Origin of the sequence: Rhizobium herbae (assembly GCF_017873135.1) — a bacterium.
Lineage (GTDB): Bacteria > Pseudomonadota > Alphaproteobacteria > Rhizobiales > Rhizobiaceae > Pararhizobium > Pararhizobium herbae.
This window is the reverse complement of the sequence record NZ_JAGGJV010000005.1, coordinates 428589-445449: the sequence shown is the minus strand read 5'-3', so window position 1 is coordinate 445449 and position 16861 is coordinate 428589. Positions and strand designations below refer to the sequence as shown.

At 56.1% G+C, this 16861-nt stretch carries 19 protein-coding genes and 1 pseudogene; 6 read left to right on the top strand and 14 right to left on the bottom strand.

The features are described from left to right. Window positions 1–164: 164 nt before the first annotated feature. Window positions 165–785: a glycoside hydrolase family 19 protein gene (locus J2Z75_RS16295; RefSeq protein WP_209853801.1), complete on the bottom strand. Its 621-nt coding sequence runs from the start codon at window positions 783–785 to the stop codon at window positions 165–167. A gap of 164 nt (window positions 786–949) precedes the next feature. Between J2Z75_RS16295 and J2Z75_RS16290 the strand changes: the two genes are divergently transcribed. Further along, window positions 950–1099, top strand: a complete 150-nt coding sequence (locus tag J2Z75_RS16290; RefSeq protein ID WP_209853800.1) for a hypothetical protein — start codon at window positions 950–952, stop codon at window positions 1097–1099. Between the two features lie 520 nt (window positions 1100–1619). Here the strand turns inward: J2Z75_RS16290 and J2Z75_RS16285 are convergent. The 4 genes and pseudogenes from J2Z75_RS16285 to J2Z75_RS16270 all read right to left on the bottom strand — a co-directional run. Next, a pseudogene (locus J2Z75_RS16285) lies at window positions 1620–1754 on the bottom strand (DNA-packaging protein); the annotation flags it as partial. A gap of 10 nt (window positions 1755–1764) precedes the next feature. Continuing rightward, window positions 1765–2895, bottom strand: coding sequence for a tyrosine-type recombinase/integrase (locus J2Z75_RS16280; protein WP_209853798.1), 1131 nt, complete (start codon window positions 2893–2895; stop codon window positions 1765–1767). Next, window positions 2843–3790, bottom strand: a complete 948-nt coding sequence (locus J2Z75_RS16275) for a helix-turn-helix transcriptional regulator (RefSeq protein WP_209853797.1) — start codon at window positions 3788–3790, stop codon at window positions 2843–2845. Before J2Z75_RS16275 ends, J2Z75_RS16280 begins: the two co-directional genes overlap by 53 nt. 39 nt (window positions 3791–3829) lie before the next feature. After that, a complete protein-coding gene (locus J2Z75_RS16270) occupies window positions 3830–4009 on the bottom strand; it encodes an Arc family DNA-binding protein (RefSeq protein ID WP_209853796.1) in 180 nt (59 codons plus the stop codon). Between the two features lie 107 nt (window positions 4010–4116). Between J2Z75_RS16270 and J2Z75_RS16265 the strand changes: the two genes are divergently transcribed. From J2Z75_RS16265 to J2Z75_RS16250, 4 genes are all read left to right on the top strand, one after another. Beyond that, window positions 4117–4410, top strand: coding sequence for an Arc family DNA-binding protein (locus tag J2Z75_RS16265; RefSeq protein ID WP_209853795.1), 294 nt, complete (start codon window positions 4117–4119; stop codon window positions 4408–4410). Window positions 4411–4592: 182 nt separating this feature from the next. Further along, complete coding sequence (locus tag J2Z75_RS16260; protein WP_209853794.1) at window positions 4593–4955, top strand: hypothetical protein; 363 nt, start codon at window positions 4593–4595, stop codon at window positions 4953–4955. An 83-nt stretch (window positions 4956–5038) separates the two neighbouring features. Next, window positions 5039–5548, top strand: a complete 510-nt coding sequence (locus tag J2Z75_RS16255) for a hypothetical protein (RefSeq protein WP_209853793.1) — start codon at window positions 5039–5041, stop codon at window positions 5546–5548. A gap of 737 nt (window positions 5549–6285) precedes the next feature. Then, a complete protein-coding gene (locus J2Z75_RS16250; protein WP_209853792.1) occupies window positions 6286–6912 on the top strand; it encodes a type VI secretion system-associated protein TagO in 627 nt (208 codons plus the stop codon). 543 nt (window positions 6913–7455) lie between these two features. On the opposite strand, the gene J2Z75_RS16245 is transcribed toward J2Z75_RS16250, so the two are convergent. After that, a complete protein-coding gene (locus J2Z75_RS16245) occupies window positions 7456–9345 on the bottom strand; it encodes a DUF4209 domain-containing protein (RefSeq protein WP_234937371.1) in 1890 nt (629 codons plus the stop codon). A gap of 96 nt (window positions 9346–9441) precedes the next feature. Between J2Z75_RS16245 and J2Z75_RS16240 the strand changes: the two genes are divergently transcribed. Continuing rightward, window positions 9442–10188, top strand: a complete 747-nt coding sequence (locus J2Z75_RS16240; protein ID WP_209853791.1) for a hypothetical protein — start codon at window positions 9442–9444, stop codon at window positions 10186–10188. Between the two features lie 137 nt (window positions 10189–10325). Here the strand turns inward: J2Z75_RS16240 and J2Z75_RS16235 are convergent, their stop codons facing one another. The 8 genes from J2Z75_RS16235 to J2Z75_RS16200 form a co-directional block, all read right to left on the bottom strand. Next, window positions 10326–10805: a hypothetical protein gene (locus tag J2Z75_RS16235; protein WP_209853790.1), complete on the bottom strand. Its 480-nt coding sequence runs from the start codon at window positions 10803–10805 to the stop codon at window positions 10326–10328. 73 nt (window positions 10806–10878) lie between these two features. Further along, window positions 10879–11460, bottom strand: coding sequence for a hypothetical protein (locus J2Z75_RS16230; RefSeq protein WP_209853789.1), 582 nt, complete (start codon window positions 11458–11460; stop codon window positions 10879–10881). Further along, entirely contained in the window at window positions 11457–12182 is a 726-nt protein-coding gene (locus tag J2Z75_RS16225; RefSeq protein WP_209853788.1) for a hypothetical protein, read from the bottom strand. The genes J2Z75_RS16230 and J2Z75_RS16225 overlap by 4 nt, the downstream gene beginning before the upstream one ends. 219 nt (window positions 12183–12401) lie before the next feature. After that, complete coding sequence (locus tag J2Z75_RS16220) at window positions 12402–14141, bottom strand: hypothetical protein (protein WP_209853787.1); 1740 nt, start codon at window positions 14139–14141, stop codon at window positions 12402–12404. A gap of 245 nt (window positions 14142–14386) precedes the next feature. Next, window positions 14387–14749 carry a hypothetical protein gene (locus J2Z75_RS16215; protein ID WP_209853786.1) on the bottom strand — a complete coding sequence of 121 codons (363 nt, stop codon included), beginning with the start codon at window positions 14747–14749 and terminating at the stop codon, window positions 14387–14389. A gap of 8 nt (window positions 14750–14757) precedes the next feature. Beyond that, window positions 14758–15399: a hypothetical protein gene (locus tag J2Z75_RS16210; protein ID WP_209853785.1), complete on the bottom strand. Its 642-nt coding sequence runs from the start codon at window positions 15397–15399 to the stop codon at window positions 14758–14760. A gap of 30 nt (window positions 15400–15429) precedes the next feature. Then, window positions 15430–15780 carry a hypothetical protein gene (locus J2Z75_RS16205; RefSeq protein ID WP_209853784.1) on the bottom strand — a complete coding sequence of 117 codons (351 nt, stop codon included), beginning with the start codon at window positions 15778–15780 and terminating at the stop codon, window positions 15430–15432. A 122-nt stretch (window positions 15781–15902) separates the two neighbouring features. Next, the gene (locus tag J2Z75_RS16200; RefSeq protein WP_209853783.1) at window positions 15903–16772 is read right to left on the bottom strand and encodes a hypothetical protein; all 870 of its coding nucleotides are present in this window, start codon (window positions 16770–16772) and stop codon (window positions 15903–15905) included. Between the last annotated feature and the right edge of the window lie 89 nt (window positions 16773–16861).

Below are 16861 nucleotides of genomic sequence, written 5' to 3'. Positions count from 1 at the left end.
CAAATGCGTCGACATCGGCCCCTCATCCGGCCTACCGGCCACCTTCTCCCCGTTTGACGGGGAGAAGGGATATGCGGCAATCCTCTGTCGTCCCCTTTCCCTGCTTGCGGGGAGAGGGTTAGGGTGAGGGGCAATTCCGGGAAAAGATGCTTGATCCTGTCGGTTCACCCGGAGGCTAGCCGGCTCGCCGCGAGATACCGCTTGCCGTAGCCGGCCACCAGTGCAGCCCTGTCGCGCCCGTTGATGATCCGCCGCGCACCCGTCCAGTCTTCCTTGGCGGCGGAAAAATAGTCCCCGAGCCTCTTGCCGGTGAACGCGCCGCTTTCCATGCCCTTGAAGAGAATGTCGACGGCAACGGCGAGCTCCATCGCCCGTTCCGGACGGGCGACCAGATCGATCCCTGTCGCCTTCGCCATCTTTTCGTAGTTCGCCCTGTGCGTCAGCTGCACCAGCCCGCGCCCCAGCCAGCTCTTTCCCTCGGCATCCCGCCGCCAGTAGGGCACCGACACGGACGGCATCCTGCCCCGACGCAGGGCGGCATCGAGAATGGCGATCGCCCGGTCGTCGCTCGCCGCAAAGGTTTCGCGCACCGGCTGCATCGTCCGGCCCGTCTCGTGATGCGCGGTCGCCAGCATATAGGCAAGCCAGCGCCTGTCCGCCGTTGCCGGCATCAGCGCCCAGCGATCGAGAATCGCCGCCATCCCGTCGACCTGGCCCTGTGTCAGGATGCCGTCGAAAAGTGATGCACGTACCGCTTTGAAGAAGATGGCCCGATCGAATGTCATCCGCGCTCCGCTTCTGTCCACAACACCCGAAAAATGTCGTGACTCTAAATCGATTTAACCAATTTAAATCGTTTAAACTGTTTAATGCCCTGATTTACTTTGTCTTTGGGATGTGGAAACTGAACACAGAAATATGACAGTGCCCATTCATCGAGGAGGATCGAATGAACGCCCAGAGCAAGATACAGGCCGACACGGCCCGTTCGACGGTACCGCAGCATATCCTCGACCGGTTCGAGAACGAGTGGCAGCAGATGCGCGCAAGCGCCTCGTCCGCACCAAAACCGTCCCAGACCGACGACGACAAGCGCTGACGCCTTATCCGGATTTTTCACCCGCCAGCGTACAGTCATAGGTGGAACCTTCCAGCTCCATCCGCGTTGACGGTCGTTGCCGAAATCAATGAAAGGATCGCCCATGCCGACCCAGCAAATCTCCCAGGCCCAGTTCGAACGCCTCGAAAACGAATGGCGCCAGATCCGCGAAACCGCATCGACAGCACCGAAGCCATCGGTATCAGCGCCTCGCAAATAGGCCCCAGCCCCGGCGCGGATGTCGCCATAACACTGCCCTTTGAGGGCAGGTTTATTGTGCGCGAATTTTCAGCTGGTTCCCTCTTCTCCCCGTCGGGGAGAAGGTGGCCCGCAGGGCCGGATGAGGGGGCCGCTGGCTCCGAGTTTGCCGCCCCCCTCATCGCCTCGTTTCACTCGGCACTTCTCCCCGCTGGGGAGAACAGGGAGAATGCCGCCAACGCCTGCAGTCTAAAGGCCGCTTCTCTTCCCTTGAGGGTACAGAGCAAGACCCCGGTGCAGGCAATACCCAATCGGCAATCCCTCAAATCCCCCTGACCCTCGGCTCGCCGCCGCCCTCCAGCATCAGCGCCGTCAGCGCCCAGACCAGCGCATCCAGCCGGTCCGGCGAACGGCCCGAAGACAATCCGTCCGGCCCGAAATCGCACATTTCATCTTTCTAGCCCTATCTATATGATATCGCTTGGTTTCTGTTTTACCGTTTTGCGGCGTTTTACAGTCGGGGGCTTTTTTTCGCTTTTTATGAGCGCAGCAAGAGCTGCCTTTCCGCTCGCCTTCTTGTCGACGAAACGGCAGTAGCGCTCGATCGTCGCCATCGACATCCCGACGATGTCACCGATCTGTCCGATCGAGAGGCCAGCCCGCCGAAGGCGAATGACGGCTGTGCACCGAAGCCCGTGCAACGTGACGCCGGCAAGCTCGGGGATCTGGTCGCGCTGTTCAGCAAAGTGCCGTGAGAAGAGTTTTCGCGTGTATTTGTTGCCGGCTTTGCGGCCCTCTTGCTGCAGAAAGGGTCCAGGCGGGGACATATCCCAACTCTTCATCTCCTCCTCCAGCTCAGGGAGGATCGGGCAATAGACAGCCCGCTTCTTCTTTTGTGTCGTGAGCGCGAAGCCGCCTTCATCGATATGTTCCGGCCCTACGCGGACGGCGTCGCTGCCACGCATGCCGGTGTAGAGGTACAGGATAACGCCGCGCCGAACGACGCCGCTCAGCTTTTCCTTGGCGGCCTCGATCTGCGCGACAGTCCACGGCTTGTGGCCATTCTCCGATTTGCGCGGCGTGATGCCTTCAGTCAGGTTGGCATCTATATGTTCGTTCAACCTTGCCCATTTCGAAAAACTGCGCATTGTGGACAGGAAATTGTTTGCCGCACCGGGCTTGCCAGATAGGCCGTTCATGACAGCTTGGACATGCAGCGGCTTGAGACCGCGTGGCGAAAGAGCGCCCCAAGCCTTCCGGGCAATCTGTGAAGACTGCTCGTAAAACGAAATCGTGCCATCGGTGAGCTCGCCAGACGCCCGAAGCTGCAGTATCCATTCATCGAGAACAGCGGAAAAAGTGTCGGCCGGCATAGAGATCGAGGCGCCGCGCAGCTGCTGGATCGCAGCCCAGAATTCCGGGCTGTGGGGATCTTTCGGGAGAGCGATGCGGGAACCGGGATTTTCGGTGCCCCGTCCCTTCTGAAAATAGAAGTATTCCTTGCCGCGCGACACGATGCGATGGACGCTTTTGGGCAGGCTGATGTTAGCTTTTTGGTGACGACGTGGCATGCACAGCCCCCACCATGTAGGGGTCATCCGTGTTCGTTGCGCCGGCAGCCGCAACGCCGCCCAGCGCCGACTGCACATCGCCCCAACGCCAACGCACCACGCCACCGCTCATTTTGATCGGGCGAGGCAGTATGCCCTTTTCTACAAAATCCCGGACCGTCGTTTCCGACATATCCAGTTCCCGTGCCAGCGAGGCGCAAGAGAGATAGGTGGGCGGCCTCGAATGAATAATTGCCTGCCCCATCAGCAGCCCCCCCCCTGCGCCGGCGTTGATCCCAGCCAGCGAGCGCAAGATACGCACGGCATGCTCCTGGGAGATTTCGTCGCCGAACTCCCGCTCGATCCAGCTGACCTTGGCAACCACTTCGCCGTAGGTCGTGCACTGGAAGGCGACAATCTGAACGTCAAGCGGGTACATCATTTCCAGCAGTTCGGTCTGCTTGTCCCAGAGCGCGCGCAATCCGGTCGCCTCATTCCAGGCTGTCGTTTTCGCCTTGCGTTCGATGAAAAGCGACCGCGCTTTCGTGTGATTTTCAGAATGAACTGCGGCCCGCTTATCGTCAAACCAGCGCATGTCTGGAAACTCCAGAAAGAACCGATCGATATCGTTGAGTGAGTCGAGCCGCGTGCGGTACCAGTTCACCGCATAAAGCGATGTGTCGATTTCCGACAATTTGACATCGGGCCATGCAGGCCGATCCGCGCGCCCGTAGAGCGCTTTTATTCCGTCCTCTATGTTGCAGAGAGCGGCCTTCAGTTCGTCGTGCGCATCGATCAACCATGCCAGCACGTCATCGGCAGGCTGAGGGGCTGCCATGGCAGCAGGCGCTCCGATCGCCGCTGCAGCCCCCATGATAACCGCGCGGCGCGTGAAAGCAGGTGTTGCATCATGTGCTGGATTTACTGTAATCTCGTTGTGCATTTGAATTCCTTTCTGGTGCACAAAAGCCGACGTCGGTTCTCAGGCCTGGACGTCGGCTTTTTCTGTTTCAGATGATTTTGAAAAAATGCGCTCCAACTGGAAAACTATTTCCGAGTTTATGGACCGCATATTTTCATTTGCGGTTTCCCTGATTTTGTCCCGCAAATTATCCGGCATACGCAGCGCAAATTGATAAGAAGCTTTTCCCACGGTGGACATGATTTAGCCTTCCAAAATGATATCACCGACATATTGATATGCCCAGCATACTATTGCGTCAAGTCAAAACATATGCTCGTGATATCATTTTTTAGGGGAAGTTTGCCATGGCTGGAAGGGTTGCTAGCAGAGGGTCCGATCAGTTTATGCTTCGGTTTCCCGATGATATGAGAGACAGAGTAAAGCGGTTCGCTGAGAAAAACGGTCGCTCAATGAATGCTGAGATAATCGCTAGACTGGAGCGTTCGTTGGATGACGACGAAGAGGCCATGAACTACGACACCAAAACTGTAAGCCTCGGAACCGTTACAGTGCCGATGAAAGAGCTTTTAGCCAGGATGGAAAGCCTTGAGAAAAAGATCGACCAGCTTCCGAGCCTGGAAGAGCTGACGAAAAAATAGGTCAATGACGATCTGACTGTCACATTGGCTGTGGTAGTCAGGCTCTTCTTCGGCGGCTGATTGACAAAGGACACCCTTGTGGCCAGTGGCTCGAAGCGTCAGTCTGGAAATCGCCCGGAATGGCTGCGAAGGCGCGCGACGTGTTCCCGAGGCATTTATTCCTGAAAACGGGTTAACAGCAAATGGCCGACTATCGCGAAATCTCTCAGGAGTATGCCAAGCAAGCCATCAATGCCGCTTTCATCCTGAACGGCGGTGCAGCCGTCGCGGTGCTCAGCCAAGCCTCTGGCTTGCTGGAAAAGGGATTGAGCACCGGAGTTCGTCAGGCCCTCATGATTTGGGCGCTGGGTACCATACTTGCTGCGCTGACGTGGGTTTTCGGATTTCTATCGACGCGTTATGTCGATAAAAGCGAGCGTGAAAGCGCTCTCGAAAGCAAGCATTTGCGCACCGCTGATCTTTGGATGCTCGCTGGCTTGATTGCCGTTTTGCTCGCAATCGTGGCGTTTGCTACAGGATGCTATGTCCTGGCAAACTCGTTTTAGATGATTGCAGCGAAACGCCCTCGCCGATCCACGACCGACAAGTGTCGAACCCATACGATGCCAACGCCAATTTTGAGGTTTTGATGACAGCCTGGTTTACTGTGCTTCTCGCAACCGTTGCTGTCTGCATCGCATCTATGCAGTGGTTTGTTGCCCGGCAGAAATTCGTCCTAGACCTCTTCGATCGGCGCTTCAAAGCATACAATGACGTTATCGAAGCTGTCCGACCGATCATGGCCGCCGGTAAGGTCGAAAACAACCAACTCTTCGAACTTCAGCTTGCGATCAACAATTCGAAATTCCTCTTCGGAAGCGACGTAAATGACTACCTCCAGGAGATCCGGAAAACAGCGATTAAACTCCAATACTGGACCACGATATACAACACTCAAAATCCGCAAGCCGCTCAGGCGCCGGACGGCATTTTCAAGTGCTCAACCAAGATTGTAGAATTCTTCACAACGTATCCGGCGCTATGCGAGGCATACATGATGATGCCCGAGAAGCGGGTGAGAACTCCAATTGAATGGTTCCACGACCGGAACGAACTTAGAAAAAGCTACGGCGGAGAACCACCAGTTGCTGGGGGATAGCGTGGCACGGAGCGGCAGATTGGCGACTTGATCAATTATCCTGATCGAAGATGCCGGCCGAGCTGAACCATTTGAAGGTGAGTAGCACCAAACCAAACGCCCATGAAAGCGTTCCACTCGGGAACGCTTTTGAAAAATGTCCTCATGTGGGGACATTTTTGCGGCTCCGCATATTTGCAGATCCGTCTCCCAAAAACCTTCCTGCCAGGAATGTTTTTAGCCGCTAAAAGCATTCTCGTCTGGAATACTTTCGCCTCGTCCGGCGGGTAACCTGAAAACAATGCAGCGGAGCCGGCCGTCACCGCCTCGGCCTTAGTCGCCTCAGCCACCACCCCAAAAGCAGGGAGGCGACCATCAGCACAAAGGGGTGAGCCAGAAACTTGGCGACTGCGTCGACTACGTCGTAAGCACTCATTTCAGACGTCCTTGTTGATCGGAAGCCCATCGTACCGCCGGCGCGAATGGCGCGGATGAAATGATTTTCAGTCTGTGGGGCAGAACCGCACGAGTGCTTTCGAGTCAACCGGTTGGTCTCGCCATTCGATCGGATGATGCCGCCCGCCATCCCCGCCTACCCCCCGCCCTCCTTGAGGGCGGAAATCCTAAGCCGCCTTCCTCTCAAACCAACTGTTGAACACTGCAGCGGGGAGCGCGCTCTCGCCAAGCGTGATTGCTTGCGTCTTGACTCCCACGTGCATCATGTCAGTTTTCTCGCCTGGGATGCATGGGGGGAATCAATGAATATTGGATTTGCGGTGGCGACAAGCTTTCTCGTTTTGTCGGTCGCTCCGGCTTTCGCACAACAAGACGCCAAGGCATGCTCCCTAATCGAGGATTCGCTTCAGCGGCTAACCTGCTTTGATAAGCTATTTCCGAGGGATGCCACGATAACTGCACCGACAAAAGAGGCAGAAGCGGGTCCAGCAGTTTCGTCCGCCTCACCTTGGCAAATCAAAGAGGAGAAGTCTCCCTTAGATGACAGTGTCGTCTACACTGCGGGATTGACGCCGAAGGACGTTTCGACGTCCGGTGTCGGGACAGCTGAAATGTTTCTTCTTCTTCGCTGTTCAGAAAATACGACGAGCGTAATTTTCACCACTAGCATGTTCATGATCAGCGAAAACCCCACAGTGACGGTGCGTGTCGGGGAGGATAAGGCGGAAACGTCGCGCTGGAACAGATCCACAAACTACAAGGCGGTTGGTCTGTGGTCCGGAGCTGAAGCAATCCCGTTTATGAAATTGCTGAAAGATCGGACGCGCTTGGCCGTACGTATCCAGGACAATGACCGCGTCGACGCTGAGTTCGATCTGGCCGATGTCGGCGCGCCCATCGCAAAGATCCGAGAGTATTGTAAATGGTGAACGTTGGTTTGGCCGACCTTTTTCTTTGCCCGTAGTCCGCTAATCTCTTTAGGGTTGAGGCTGAAAATACGTTCGTCCATTATTGGCACGCCGTCTTTTTCAAACTTGCCGGTATACCACACATATAAGTGCCGTTCGAAGGCTTCCCATACCATGAGACCGAACATCAAGGCCGAGGTTTGGTGATCCCGTTGTGCCGCGCGATCATACAGCGGCTGAAAGGGCGTCCCTCGCCAATCGCGACCTGGCATCCAGCTTGACGTGAACGGGCGATCGGGCAGCAGTTTGGCAAGAACGTCGAACTGGTCGCGCTGCCCGCGCGCCTTCGCTATCGACCGCCCCTCGCAACCGCATCGACAATCGGCTGTTTCTCAGGAAATTGGCGCGATGACGAAGGATATACCCGGATGTGGCGGTAGCCGCTGAGATCGCCGCCGCCCGAGGTGCATCTGACGGCACTAAGCAGCGATTTGAATCGGCATTTGTAAAGCTAAACGCTCTTTTGAATTAGGTATGGACGTGCGGTAGAATCCAAAGCGCGGCTCATGTTGGAAGAATGATCTGTTCGCGCTGGGGGAATATTGGAACACAGCATAGGCGAAATATGAGCCAGATGGCATAGATCGCATCAGTGCCAAACGGGCTGCTATCGTTCAAAAATCCATGTGCAACGCCGTGACGAAGGCTCGGTCCAGGCTTTGATAAAAACACGTTGTCGATGTCCGCGATGAGTGCGTCACCAAACGACTGCTCCAGTTCCGGGCGCATCTGGTCAAACAAGGCCGAAATCGTGCGGTCTTCTTGCACCTGTCGCGCATCGTCGAATGTGGAAACGTCATGTCCATTGAGTTTCAGGATATGCTTAAGTGAGTTTTCCAACACGGGCGTGAGAATATAAAGTGCGGTGAGGTTGTCGCCGGCAAAAAACCGCGCAAAGCCTCTGCTGTAGGTTGCTAAGACATCATGGGGCACAAATGGGCTGTGGCGGAGGAGAGCATGGAATGTGTCCTCTCCAACGTAAAATCTCTCTACGATGTATCGACGTGCAACAAGCACCTGCCCAGCAGCGTGAATGCTTCGACGGATGCTCTCTTGTTGTGCGATGGCTGTGCGGACAGCGCCGAGATTATCGCCATCCCCAAAACCGCCGCCAGGTGATTTGTGAATTACCTTTCCGTCTTCATCGTGAAAGGATGCCCCCATGAGAGCGGCAAGCGGATGTTCGCTGATCGACCTTCGAGCGTCTTCCGAAAGTTTCTCTGGTGTTGGCGATTGCTCTAAATCGGCGAAAATCATCAGGGCATCGAGAAGATCGAGGCCGTCGAGCTGCTGTTCAACTTCCGCAGCTATCTCGCTCAAATCCATGGGCTGCGAAAAAGATGACATCTCATCCGCGATACCGGATTGAACATCGATAAGTTTGTGTCTGAGCTCAGTGCGCCGGTCTTTTTTTCCAGGGATGCCATGATATTCGGAGATAGCCTCGCTTAGCCAATGAGAGCCCAGCATTGCTGAACTGTGTTTCAACGCCTCATCGACTAACGCCTCGGCCGCCGCAGTCGCGCAGCGATACTTGCCTTGCTCGTCTTTCGCGCTGTGGAAAGCACGGGCCGCCAGGCGCCACAGTTCCACAATAATATGCGATCCGGGCTCAACTAAACCGCTAAGCAAGTAGGCTTCAATTGCGCCGGCAATGGTGCTTGCGTCGGATATGCCAAAGTCAAGGTCCATCTCGAAGAACCAGTGAGCAGGCACTGGGTTGCCCTGCGTTGCTGCCAAGGTCCGTATATCGACAAGTAGCGTCCGCGCGGCCACCGCTTCTTCGGATTCCCATCCGATCGGTCTGGCTATTGACAGGGCGCGGCGGAGAACATCCCGCGCCGCCAAACCCAATAATGGTTCATCGCGACCGAAGCGCTCTTTCAATTCCCCCTCTGCAAGGCCCTTTAAAACATCGAGATAGGCGGATATTGCAATCCGGCCGAGCTGGAACCGCTTACGCTCAAGCAACCAGCAAACGTCTGCCAGTCGAGCACGCAAGACAGGGTTTTTGCTATTCGCCGCCGCGTAAGAAAGAACGGCGATAGGATCGCCTCTAAAATCCTCGGGCATTGCGGATCGTCGATCTCCCATGATCATCATCGGGCCGAAGGGAGCGTTTCGGTCAGTTGGCCTGAAATGAAAGTTAGTCACGGCCTGCAGCATTGCGAACACCCTCGCATCCGGTTCTGATGCTGGGTCATTTCGCTGTTTACATGCATCAGTAGCCTTGGAAAACTCCGTACTTAGCACGCCGCAATCGCTGGAATCGCAATCGCCGATCGGCGTCTCGAAAGCAACGGCCTGAATGTCATCGAGTGTCGCCGTAAGCCAGAATGGAAGGTTTTTTTGCACGTGCTCTTGAGACACGGGCTCAAGGTCTGCGTCAGTCATCTCTCTTTCCATCACACTCTCCTCAATCCACAGTTTAAGCTAACACCAAAGCACTGGGGATTCGCAATTCTAAGAGGTAGATAATGGAGATCGTTCATGACTGATTTTTCTTTGATAAATTGGGCCGTTGATGTCTTCAGCGGATTACTTCAGCGCCCGCCAGCCGCCTGGTATGAAGCCTATGTTAATCGAGAAACGGCCATCGCATTCGGGTCTGCAATACTCGGGGCCATTGCCGGGGGTGCCGCCACAATCGTCGGGGAAGTGTTGGTTCTCGGCCGGCAGCAGAAATCGGAGCATCAATCGCAAATCATCATGGTTGTCGCAAAAACAACGCTGGTCAGAGCCGATTTGGAAAATCTGCACTCAATTTTCAGCGAAGCTCAATCCCGCCTGGCGCAGCAAGTCGGCGCGACGCAGCTCTGGCAGATGATATCTCGACTGCACTTTACGCCCACCACTCCTGATTACCAGGCGGCGGACGCCCACGCTCTTTTCCTCCTTCGTGATCGAATTCTTCTGGAAAACGCAGGCACTCTTTTCGGAAATCATCTTGCATTGCAGGACCACGTCAGTCGCTACAACCAAATAAAGGCTGGGTACGATGATCACGTTAAAGACCGCTTCTACCTGGTCGATGGAATGATGTTTATCAAGCACGTTGAAGGCGACGTTATTGGAGAGACAATGATCGCCCACATGAACGAGCATCTGCGGTTCATGACCGGTTATATACCTGAGCTTATCGGGATCGTGGATGCTGTGCAGAAGCGGATCGGCACAGCATCAAAGCAACACTTCGGATCTATCAAATTCCTAAAGCTTCCGGAACCAGTAGCCTAACGCAGAGTACTCGGTTTACGAGCTGACATCGCCCGAGGTAGCAAGGCCAGCCTGTTCAGAACTTATCCCCTTTTTCGGGGGTTACGATTAATTTGCCCTACTCGGTCTGAGCTGCCCCCTTGGGACGGAGGCGGTAGCTACGCAGCTTCTTGGGTGCCGGCGGGCGGGAGGTAGAGGTCAGAAAGAAATTTGCTGTGATCGATGTCGCAAGCGCAGACATAGCGATCAGGGCCTTCCATAGCGGCCCATATGCCTTCGATGATATTGGTTCGGTGAAAGCTCTTAAGTTCCTGCACTTTCTTGGGAAGGTCGGGCTTCTCCACCAAAACCAGATTACAGTGTTCGTCCTGACCTTCTTCAGGCCAGTATTCGACGAAAACCTGATAGGCAGCATTTTCGTGTTTAAGAGCGCTGCCAACGCTGAACTTGTAAAATCCAATGTAATGCGCCGCATCTTTGGTCGGCGTGACGCTTTTTCCTGCCTCTATCTTTTTTCTATTTGAAATGGCTGCACTGTTGCAGCCGTAGTTGTGAACAGCTTCGGTCGATGGCAATTTTGTCAGCCAAGCGACTGAAGATCTGTAGTCACGCGAGCCCTTCGGGGCTTTCACATCCAACAAATACTTGCTGTCAAAGACATTATTTTTGGGATGAAGATGACGGGGGTGGATGACGCATCTTGCTACGTCGTCACCGGCGGGTAGGGTTTGTCCCGGTTCTATCACTGCGCACCTGAAGAAACGGAATAATATCGACGATACCATGCGTCGCCAGATGGACATGCCCAAGCAGAATTGCTCCTTGACCCTTGACGCGCTTCCCCAGTGTAGCAGTCCCATTGCTCACCGTGAGTTGATACGACTGACCTGCGATAACCCAGGTAAAAACGACAGCGTCACCACCGTGCGAGTAAACTTTCGGGGGGGCCACCTTGCGGTAGCTCAAAAGACTTAGGACGCTACACGCATTTCGATGCGTGTCTGCATCGATGAACATGGACTCGTCCTCATCCATTGAGCGCATGAGGTTCAATGCTTCAAATAAAGCGTTGTACTTTTCCTCAGTAGAATCGAGCGAGATAACCTCAAAAACGGCGTTAGTCGACCGAACCCAGCACGCTCTTGGGTTCACGTCGCCAGCAGTGGATATGACGGAAATCGGGCCGATCAAAAACTTCTCAAAACCATCGTGCGGAAACAGGTCTTCGTGACTTTTGAAGTAATCCGTTCCGCTCGATCCGTCGGAGAAACGTCTGGTGGCTGCGGCGCTCATTGCAAATCCTCAATTCGTCCCAATGATGTCAGCCCGTCTGCAATAGCTGCGACCCTAGCAAATAGTTCGCTATGTTCCGATGGCTGAAATATGACGTTCTCGGCAGGGACGGTATTCACATCGATCATATAGTTTACGTAATAAGACTCAACAAGAGACATGCCCGCTGCAGGTACGCCGTTGACTATTTGCTGGAACGAAAAATACTCTGTGCTCCACCGCAATAGTCTGTTGAAATACCCCGTGGAATCGCCTGTGCGGCGGCTAGTTTGGAACATCAAATCACGGTCATCAGTCAAGGTAATGTGATTTGAAAACAGCTTGTTGAAAATTGCTGCACTCTCTTGAAACGAGCCTACTTTTTCGCACAGGTTCAAAATGATCGCTACACGCGTGACTTCGCCGAGAGTTTCGCCGATTAATGCTATACGGCTTAGAGCTTGTGCCAAATGCACTAGCGGTGCGTCCAGCATTCCAACTGGCTGTTCAGTGGCAATTGCTTCAATGAAGTAGTCAACTCTTCCGATGTGGCTCTGCACACGATGCTGGACATTTCCGCGGTTAACCACTTGGGTGATTATCGGGAAAGGCGCATTGGGTGGCGAAACTTTTTGGAACGCGTCGGGTTCCTGACCAGTAATGGCGTCAAATAGTTCAGCGGGTGCCGGTGGCTCGAAGGGAAGGAACCATGCAATTTGGATGGACCTGGCTTTATCAAACATGAAACACCACTGGACGGAAACGCGTTTGTTTTATGATGAGGATGAATACAACGCAATGGTAAAGATTACGTCGAAGGAGAGGTCAAAGGTCGTTCGCGGGCTCGATATCAACCTTTGTCCATGCGAAAGACCATTCATCATCACCGCCCTGGTTGTAGGTGGTTTCGCAAGCGAGACGTCATTGAGCCTTGGCCAGAGCATACGTGCAGGTGACCGCCATCAGCGCCGCCTCGGATTGCGGTTGATCTGCTGCACCCGGCCGGGCATCGCCTTGTCATAATCCGTGACGGCAGCACGCGCGGCGGACGATCCTTCCTGCTGCGCGACGCTTTTGACATAGGCCTTGAGGTTCCCCTCGTCATCGACAGAGACGCCGACATCGACCTTGATCGCACCGCCCACCCCCGATCCCGCCGCATCGACGCTACCCACCCGTCCGCCTCGCGAACCGATGCGCATGATTTCCGGCCCATTCTCTCCGACAAGATAATCGCTCCATGGATCGACGGTCCCGCCAATTGCGCGCCCCCCGCCAAAACCGCCGAACAGGCCCTTGCCGCCGCCAAACAAGCCGGACAGCGGGCCGCTCCCGAAAAGCAGCGCCGAGGCGCTGGCTTCTATGAGCGTATTGAGAAAACGATCGAGCGCCTGGTTGCCGGTTTCGATTTCGGGAATCAGATCCGAAAAGCCGTCTTTCAGTGCATCGTTGAAAAATTCGCTGGCTTCCGCCGCGCTTTCATACGCCGCCTGCTGGGTTTCGATCGCGGTTACCACCTTCGCTATTGCGCGGCCTTGATCGCTACTCGCATCCACATTGGCGCGCTGCTGCTCTGTCTTGATCCGGAGCGCAATACCAGACAACCCCAGTACGTCTTGTTCTTCCTTCAGGCGCTCCATCAGGCGTTCATAGGCGCTTTTCTGCTCCTCAATAGCCTTGGTCGAAGCACCGCGAGCCCGCGTCTCTTCGTCCTCGTCACCACCCGTAATCACGGTTTTCTTGCTGTAACGTGAGCGAATTTCCCGCGCCAGGGCATCATCTGCCGGAGGCTGGTTTCCCCAGTCGCCACCGAACCTATCCCCCCAAGGATCAGGGCGATCACCTGTTGGGGTGCGAACAGACTCTTCAGAAGAGAGCAATTTGGCGCCCAGTTCGCCCATATTCTGCCCTGCAAGCGCGGCATTCCGGGCCTGACTGTAGGCTGCCAATTCCTTCTGGAGGTTGGCGAGCCATCCGACAGCGTTCAAGGTTGCGCGTTTCGCGCCGGTTTCGAACGTCTGCCACATCTGATTGAAGTCGTCGTCGATCTCCGCCGCTTGCCGGAGGATGTCATCTTCCAAGGCGCCGCCTGCCTTGTTGATCGAGCGCATCATCTGATCCCAACCGTCCTTGCCATCCTTCAGCACCAGAACCATTGCGCCACCCGCCCGGCCGAACCCTAACGTGGATAGGGTCATCTGCTCCTGCTCACTGCCAGCGTTTGCGACCAGTTCGGCGTAATCGCGCATCAGGTCCACGGATGAGCGCAGCCGGCCTTCGCTATCCGTGAGAGAGACGCCGTTTGCCTTGAAGATATCGGCGAGCTGACCGCCTTTCGTGTGCGCCTCACCGATCCGCTTTGACCACTGAGTGAGGATCTGATCGATATCGGATGCGGCGACGCCGGCCTGACTGAAGCCAAACACCATCCGCTGCAGATCGCCCGTGGCAACGCCGACCTTGTCCGCCAGGTCGACCAGATCGGCAGCATCGGTAATCACGCCGCGAACCGTGCGCCCGAAATCCGCCACCGCCGTCAGTGTGAACCCGGCGGCAAACAGGCGGGCTGCGTTGGCGGCCATGTTATACCCGCGTGTTGCCATATCCAGCTCGCCGTTGAAGGCCTTGGCATTGCGGCCGGCGGCATCGAAGGCAGGCTTTGTCTTGTCGTTTGCCCTGATGTTGAATTCCATATCGCGCATTGCGAGCTCCTTAAGCGATCGTTGAAGAGCCGTTCGGCCCGGTTGCTGTTTCAAGTCGCCAAGTTGGCGACTTGAATGCTCGTCGCCAACTTGGCGATCAGGGTGCGGGCGGACCGCGAGAGTGAGAAATTAGCCTTACCAACCTTGACCCCTATCCAGGCACAGCGCGGGGAGATCGGTTTTCCGTTATGGGTCTGGCTTTTCGACCGTCAGTAAAGGCGCGCTGGTAGACTTCTAGAGTTTGCTCAGTCCCGGCCGAAAAGGTTGCGGGCGTACTGGCCAATGCCGCCGCGTTTCACGTCGGCACGGGACTGTTCCATCGCCTCGCGGGCATCGATGTCAGATTTTTTCATAGCCACCGTCAGCGATGCGCTGGCGTCCGCCTTAGCGGCAGTAAGGAAAGCCCACCGGTCGCCATCAAAGTGGCGCTGGACATTTGGCGATGCATCCCAGTGCGCGCGCAAGCGAGGGTAGGCGTAGTCACCCCAGCCCGGAAACTGGAAGCGCAATTCCTCGCTTGCATCCCATTCCTGGAACCAGGCCGTCAGGCCTTTTCCGAACAACGAGTCGGGCGTCAAATTCCTGCTCTGGCCGAAACGTCTGCTCATGCTGGGCCTCACTTTCCTGCCTTGAGGGTTTTCAGGCGATCGGCAATGTCAATGAGGTTCGGCTCGCCGTGCCGGGAGTTGAACTTGCCGACACGGACGAAATCGAAGATCTCCCCCAGGGCCTCGTTGGGTTTCGCAACAGCATGGAGCGGCGGACGGACGCAGAGTTCGTGACGGTCGGAGCCCCGCAACTCGTTGTTCAGGCCATCGATCTCGGCGGCGAGGCACTGGTAATCCGTGACGCCGGAGACAACAGCCCTCAAGGGTTCGGCAAGCGCGGCAAGCGCGGCCTGCGCCTGGGCCTGCTTTTTCAGGGCGGAGGTCTGCTTGGCACGCATCGCGGCGTCCGTCTCCGCCTTCAGCACGCCCTTGTGCTTTTCGTCGATGCGGCGTTCCAAATACTCGGCGTCGCTCAACAGGTCGCCGAGGGCAGAACGCTCCGCGCGAAGCTTGTTGCTGCGGGAACGGTCGATGGACTCCGCTTCCGCCGCGATATCGTCATCGAGGGCATCGCGTGCGGTCTCGATCTCGATGATGAGATCCGGGATCGGTTCGCCGGCCGCGAGAATAGCATCGGCCGTGACAGCTTTTGCCAGCGCACGGCGCACAGTGTCGAGAATGGTTTCAGCATTGGTTTTCGAGTTGGTCATGTGATTTCGCTTCCTTTCTGGGGAGCGGCCTCAGCGGGCCTGGCGCTTCATGATGGCGACGTAGGAACCCACAGTCGGGTATTCTGCCTGCAGCTTCGCCGAGGCTTCCCAATCTGCCTTCCAGCGCGCTTCGGTCTCCGGGGAAGCCTTGACGGGCGTCGCGGTGGCGCGGCCAGCGTGTACGGCAGCAATTCCCACATTTATGGCCTGGCGTTTCATGGTGGCGACGTAACCGCCGGCGGTCGGATACTCTTCCTGCAGATTCGCCGAGCCCTCCCATTCCGCTTTCCAGCGTGCCTCAGCGGGGTTGGTTGCGTCGGTCGCCAGCAGCGGACTGCGGCCATCGTCGGCGGGGTGATCGGTTGCTTTCAAATTGGTCATCTCTGCGGCCTTCCTTCCGGTTCGGTGATGAGAAAGGCTTGCCACGGTGCGAGTACCGATTTCGATGCAGAAAATGAAATCGGTAGTGAAATTGGTAGTTCGGCGGTCGGTCTCGACAGGCGTTAGCCGGCCGATCCGCCGCCGGACACCTGGGCCAGAAAATCCCTAAAATGGCGCCGCAAGAGATCGGCGAGACCGTCGATCGTTTTCAGATCGTCGGGTGTTTCAACCCGAACGCCGAGGATGTTCGGATGATCGACATCAAGCCATCGATAGAGCGCGCGAGCGACATCGCGCTTTGAGCGGCAATTCGAGAGGAACCCATCGGACTTCGCCAGCGCGAAGCGTGTCACCAACAGCGCGTTGGTCAAATAGATCGATCCGCCGGCACGTTCAATTCGCCCATCATCGCAGATTTTGACACCGGAGAGACGGTCGTGCTTCCCCCGAATGACCGTTATTCCGGCCTTCGCAAATTCGGTTTTATACGCGTCGATCTCCCAGTGGCTGCCTTCAGGCCGCTTTGTTTTGACAATGCGCTGCAACACGACAGACGGTTCTTCCGAAGCGGTGACAACGCGCTCGGCTGGCGCCGGCGCGGCTTCCTGATCGGCGCCGGAGTTACCGGCGCCATCCGCCTCCCGAGGCGCAACGATACCCAGCTCCCGTGCGCAAAAGCGGAGGTCGAAAATCTTCTTGCCCGTTGTCGTGACGACAACAAAATCACCGTTCTCGACCGACCAGCGAAGGTGCAGCCAGGCCGAACCGGGTATCTCGGTTGGAGGTTCGGCCTCGTCGCCTATCCTGCCCACGGCGCGAAGGTCGGCAAGCGGCCAGAGACCATCCTTTCGGCGGATCTCGAAATACGATATCGCTTCCAGCAGATCGATTTCCTCGCCCGCCTCAAGGCGCGCTGCGATGCTTTCCCGCTCACGCTGCCTGTCCTGTTTCGCCATCGCCTTCAGCTCTTCCCAGTTTTCTAACGGCGTCATCTCAGCATTCTCCGTTTCGGTCAGACTTCGTTTAGCGAGAACCGCCTGTCACCGCGACACATTGAGGAACAACAACAATAACCCAAACA

What these genes read in the sequence shown, in the direction of transcription:
- J2Z75_RS16295 (WP_209853801.1), bottom strand. Translation starts at nt 785, where the DNA reads ATGACATTCGATCGGGCCATCTTCTTCAAAGCGGTACGTGCATCACTT.
- J2Z75_RS16290 (WP_209853800.1), top strand. Translation starts at nt 950, where the DNA reads ATGAACGCCCAGAGCAAGATACAGGCCGACACGGCCCGTTCGACGGTA.
- J2Z75_RS16280 (WP_209853798.1), bottom strand. Translation starts at nt 2,895, where the DNA reads ATGACCCCTACATGGTGGGGGCTGTGCATGCCACGTCGTCACCAAAAA.
- J2Z75_RS16275 (WP_209853797.1), bottom strand. Translation starts at nt 3,790, where the DNA reads ATGCACAACGAGATTACAGTAAATCCAGCACATGATGCAACACCTGCT.
- J2Z75_RS16270 (WP_209853796.1), bottom strand. Translation starts at nt 4,009, where the DNA reads ATGTCCACCGTGGGAAAAGCTTCTTATCAATTTGCGCTGCGTATGCCG.
- J2Z75_RS16265 (WP_209853795.1), top strand. Translation starts at nt 4,117, where the DNA reads ATGGCTGGAAGGGTTGCTAGCAGAGGGTCCGATCAGTTTATGCTTCGG.
- J2Z75_RS16260 (WP_209853794.1), top strand. Translation starts at nt 4,593, where the DNA reads ATGGCCGACTATCGCGAAATCTCTCAGGAGTATGCCAAGCAAGCCATC.
- J2Z75_RS16255 (WP_209853793.1), top strand. Translation starts at nt 5,039, where the DNA reads ATGACAGCCTGGTTTACTGTGCTTCTCGCAACCGTTGCTGTCTGCATC.
- J2Z75_RS16250 (WP_209853792.1), top strand. Translation starts at nt 6,286, where the DNA reads ATGAATATTGGATTTGCGGTGGCGACAAGCTTTCTCGTTTTGTCGGTC.
- J2Z75_RS16245 (WP_234937371.1), bottom strand. Translation starts at nt 9,345, where the DNA reads ATGACTGACGCAGACCTTGAGCCCGTGTCTCAAGAGCACGTGCAAAAA.
- J2Z75_RS16240 (WP_209853791.1), top strand. Translation starts at nt 9,442, where the DNA reads ATGACTGATTTTTCTTTGATAAATTGGGCCGTTGATGTCTTCAGCGGA.
- J2Z75_RS16230 (WP_209853789.1), bottom strand. Translation starts at nt 11,460, where the DNA reads ATGAGCGCCGCAGCCACCAGACGTTTCTCCGACGGATCGAGCGGAACG.
- J2Z75_RS16225 (WP_209853788.1), bottom strand. Translation starts at nt 12,182, where the DNA reads ATGTTTGATAAAGCCAGGTCCATCCAAATTGCATGGTTCCTTCCCTTC.
- J2Z75_RS16220 (WP_209853787.1), bottom strand. Translation starts at nt 14,141, where the DNA reads ATGCGCGATATGGAATTCAACATCAGGGCAAACGACAAGACAAAGCCT.
- J2Z75_RS16215 (WP_209853786.1), bottom strand. Translation starts at nt 14,749, where the DNA reads ATGAGCAGACGTTTCGGCCAGAGCAGGAATTTGACGCCCGACTCGTTG.
- J2Z75_RS16210 (WP_209853785.1), bottom strand. Translation starts at nt 15,399, where the DNA reads ATGACCAACTCGAAAACCAATGCTGAAACCATTCTCGACACTGTGCGC.
- J2Z75_RS16205 (WP_209853784.1), bottom strand. Translation starts at nt 15,780, where the DNA reads ATGACCAATTTGAAAGCAACCGATCACCCCGCCGACGATGGCCGCAGT.
- J2Z75_RS16200 (WP_209853783.1), bottom strand. Translation starts at nt 16,772, where the DNA reads ATGACGCCGTTAGAAAACTGGGAAGAGCTGAAGGCGATGGCGAAACAG.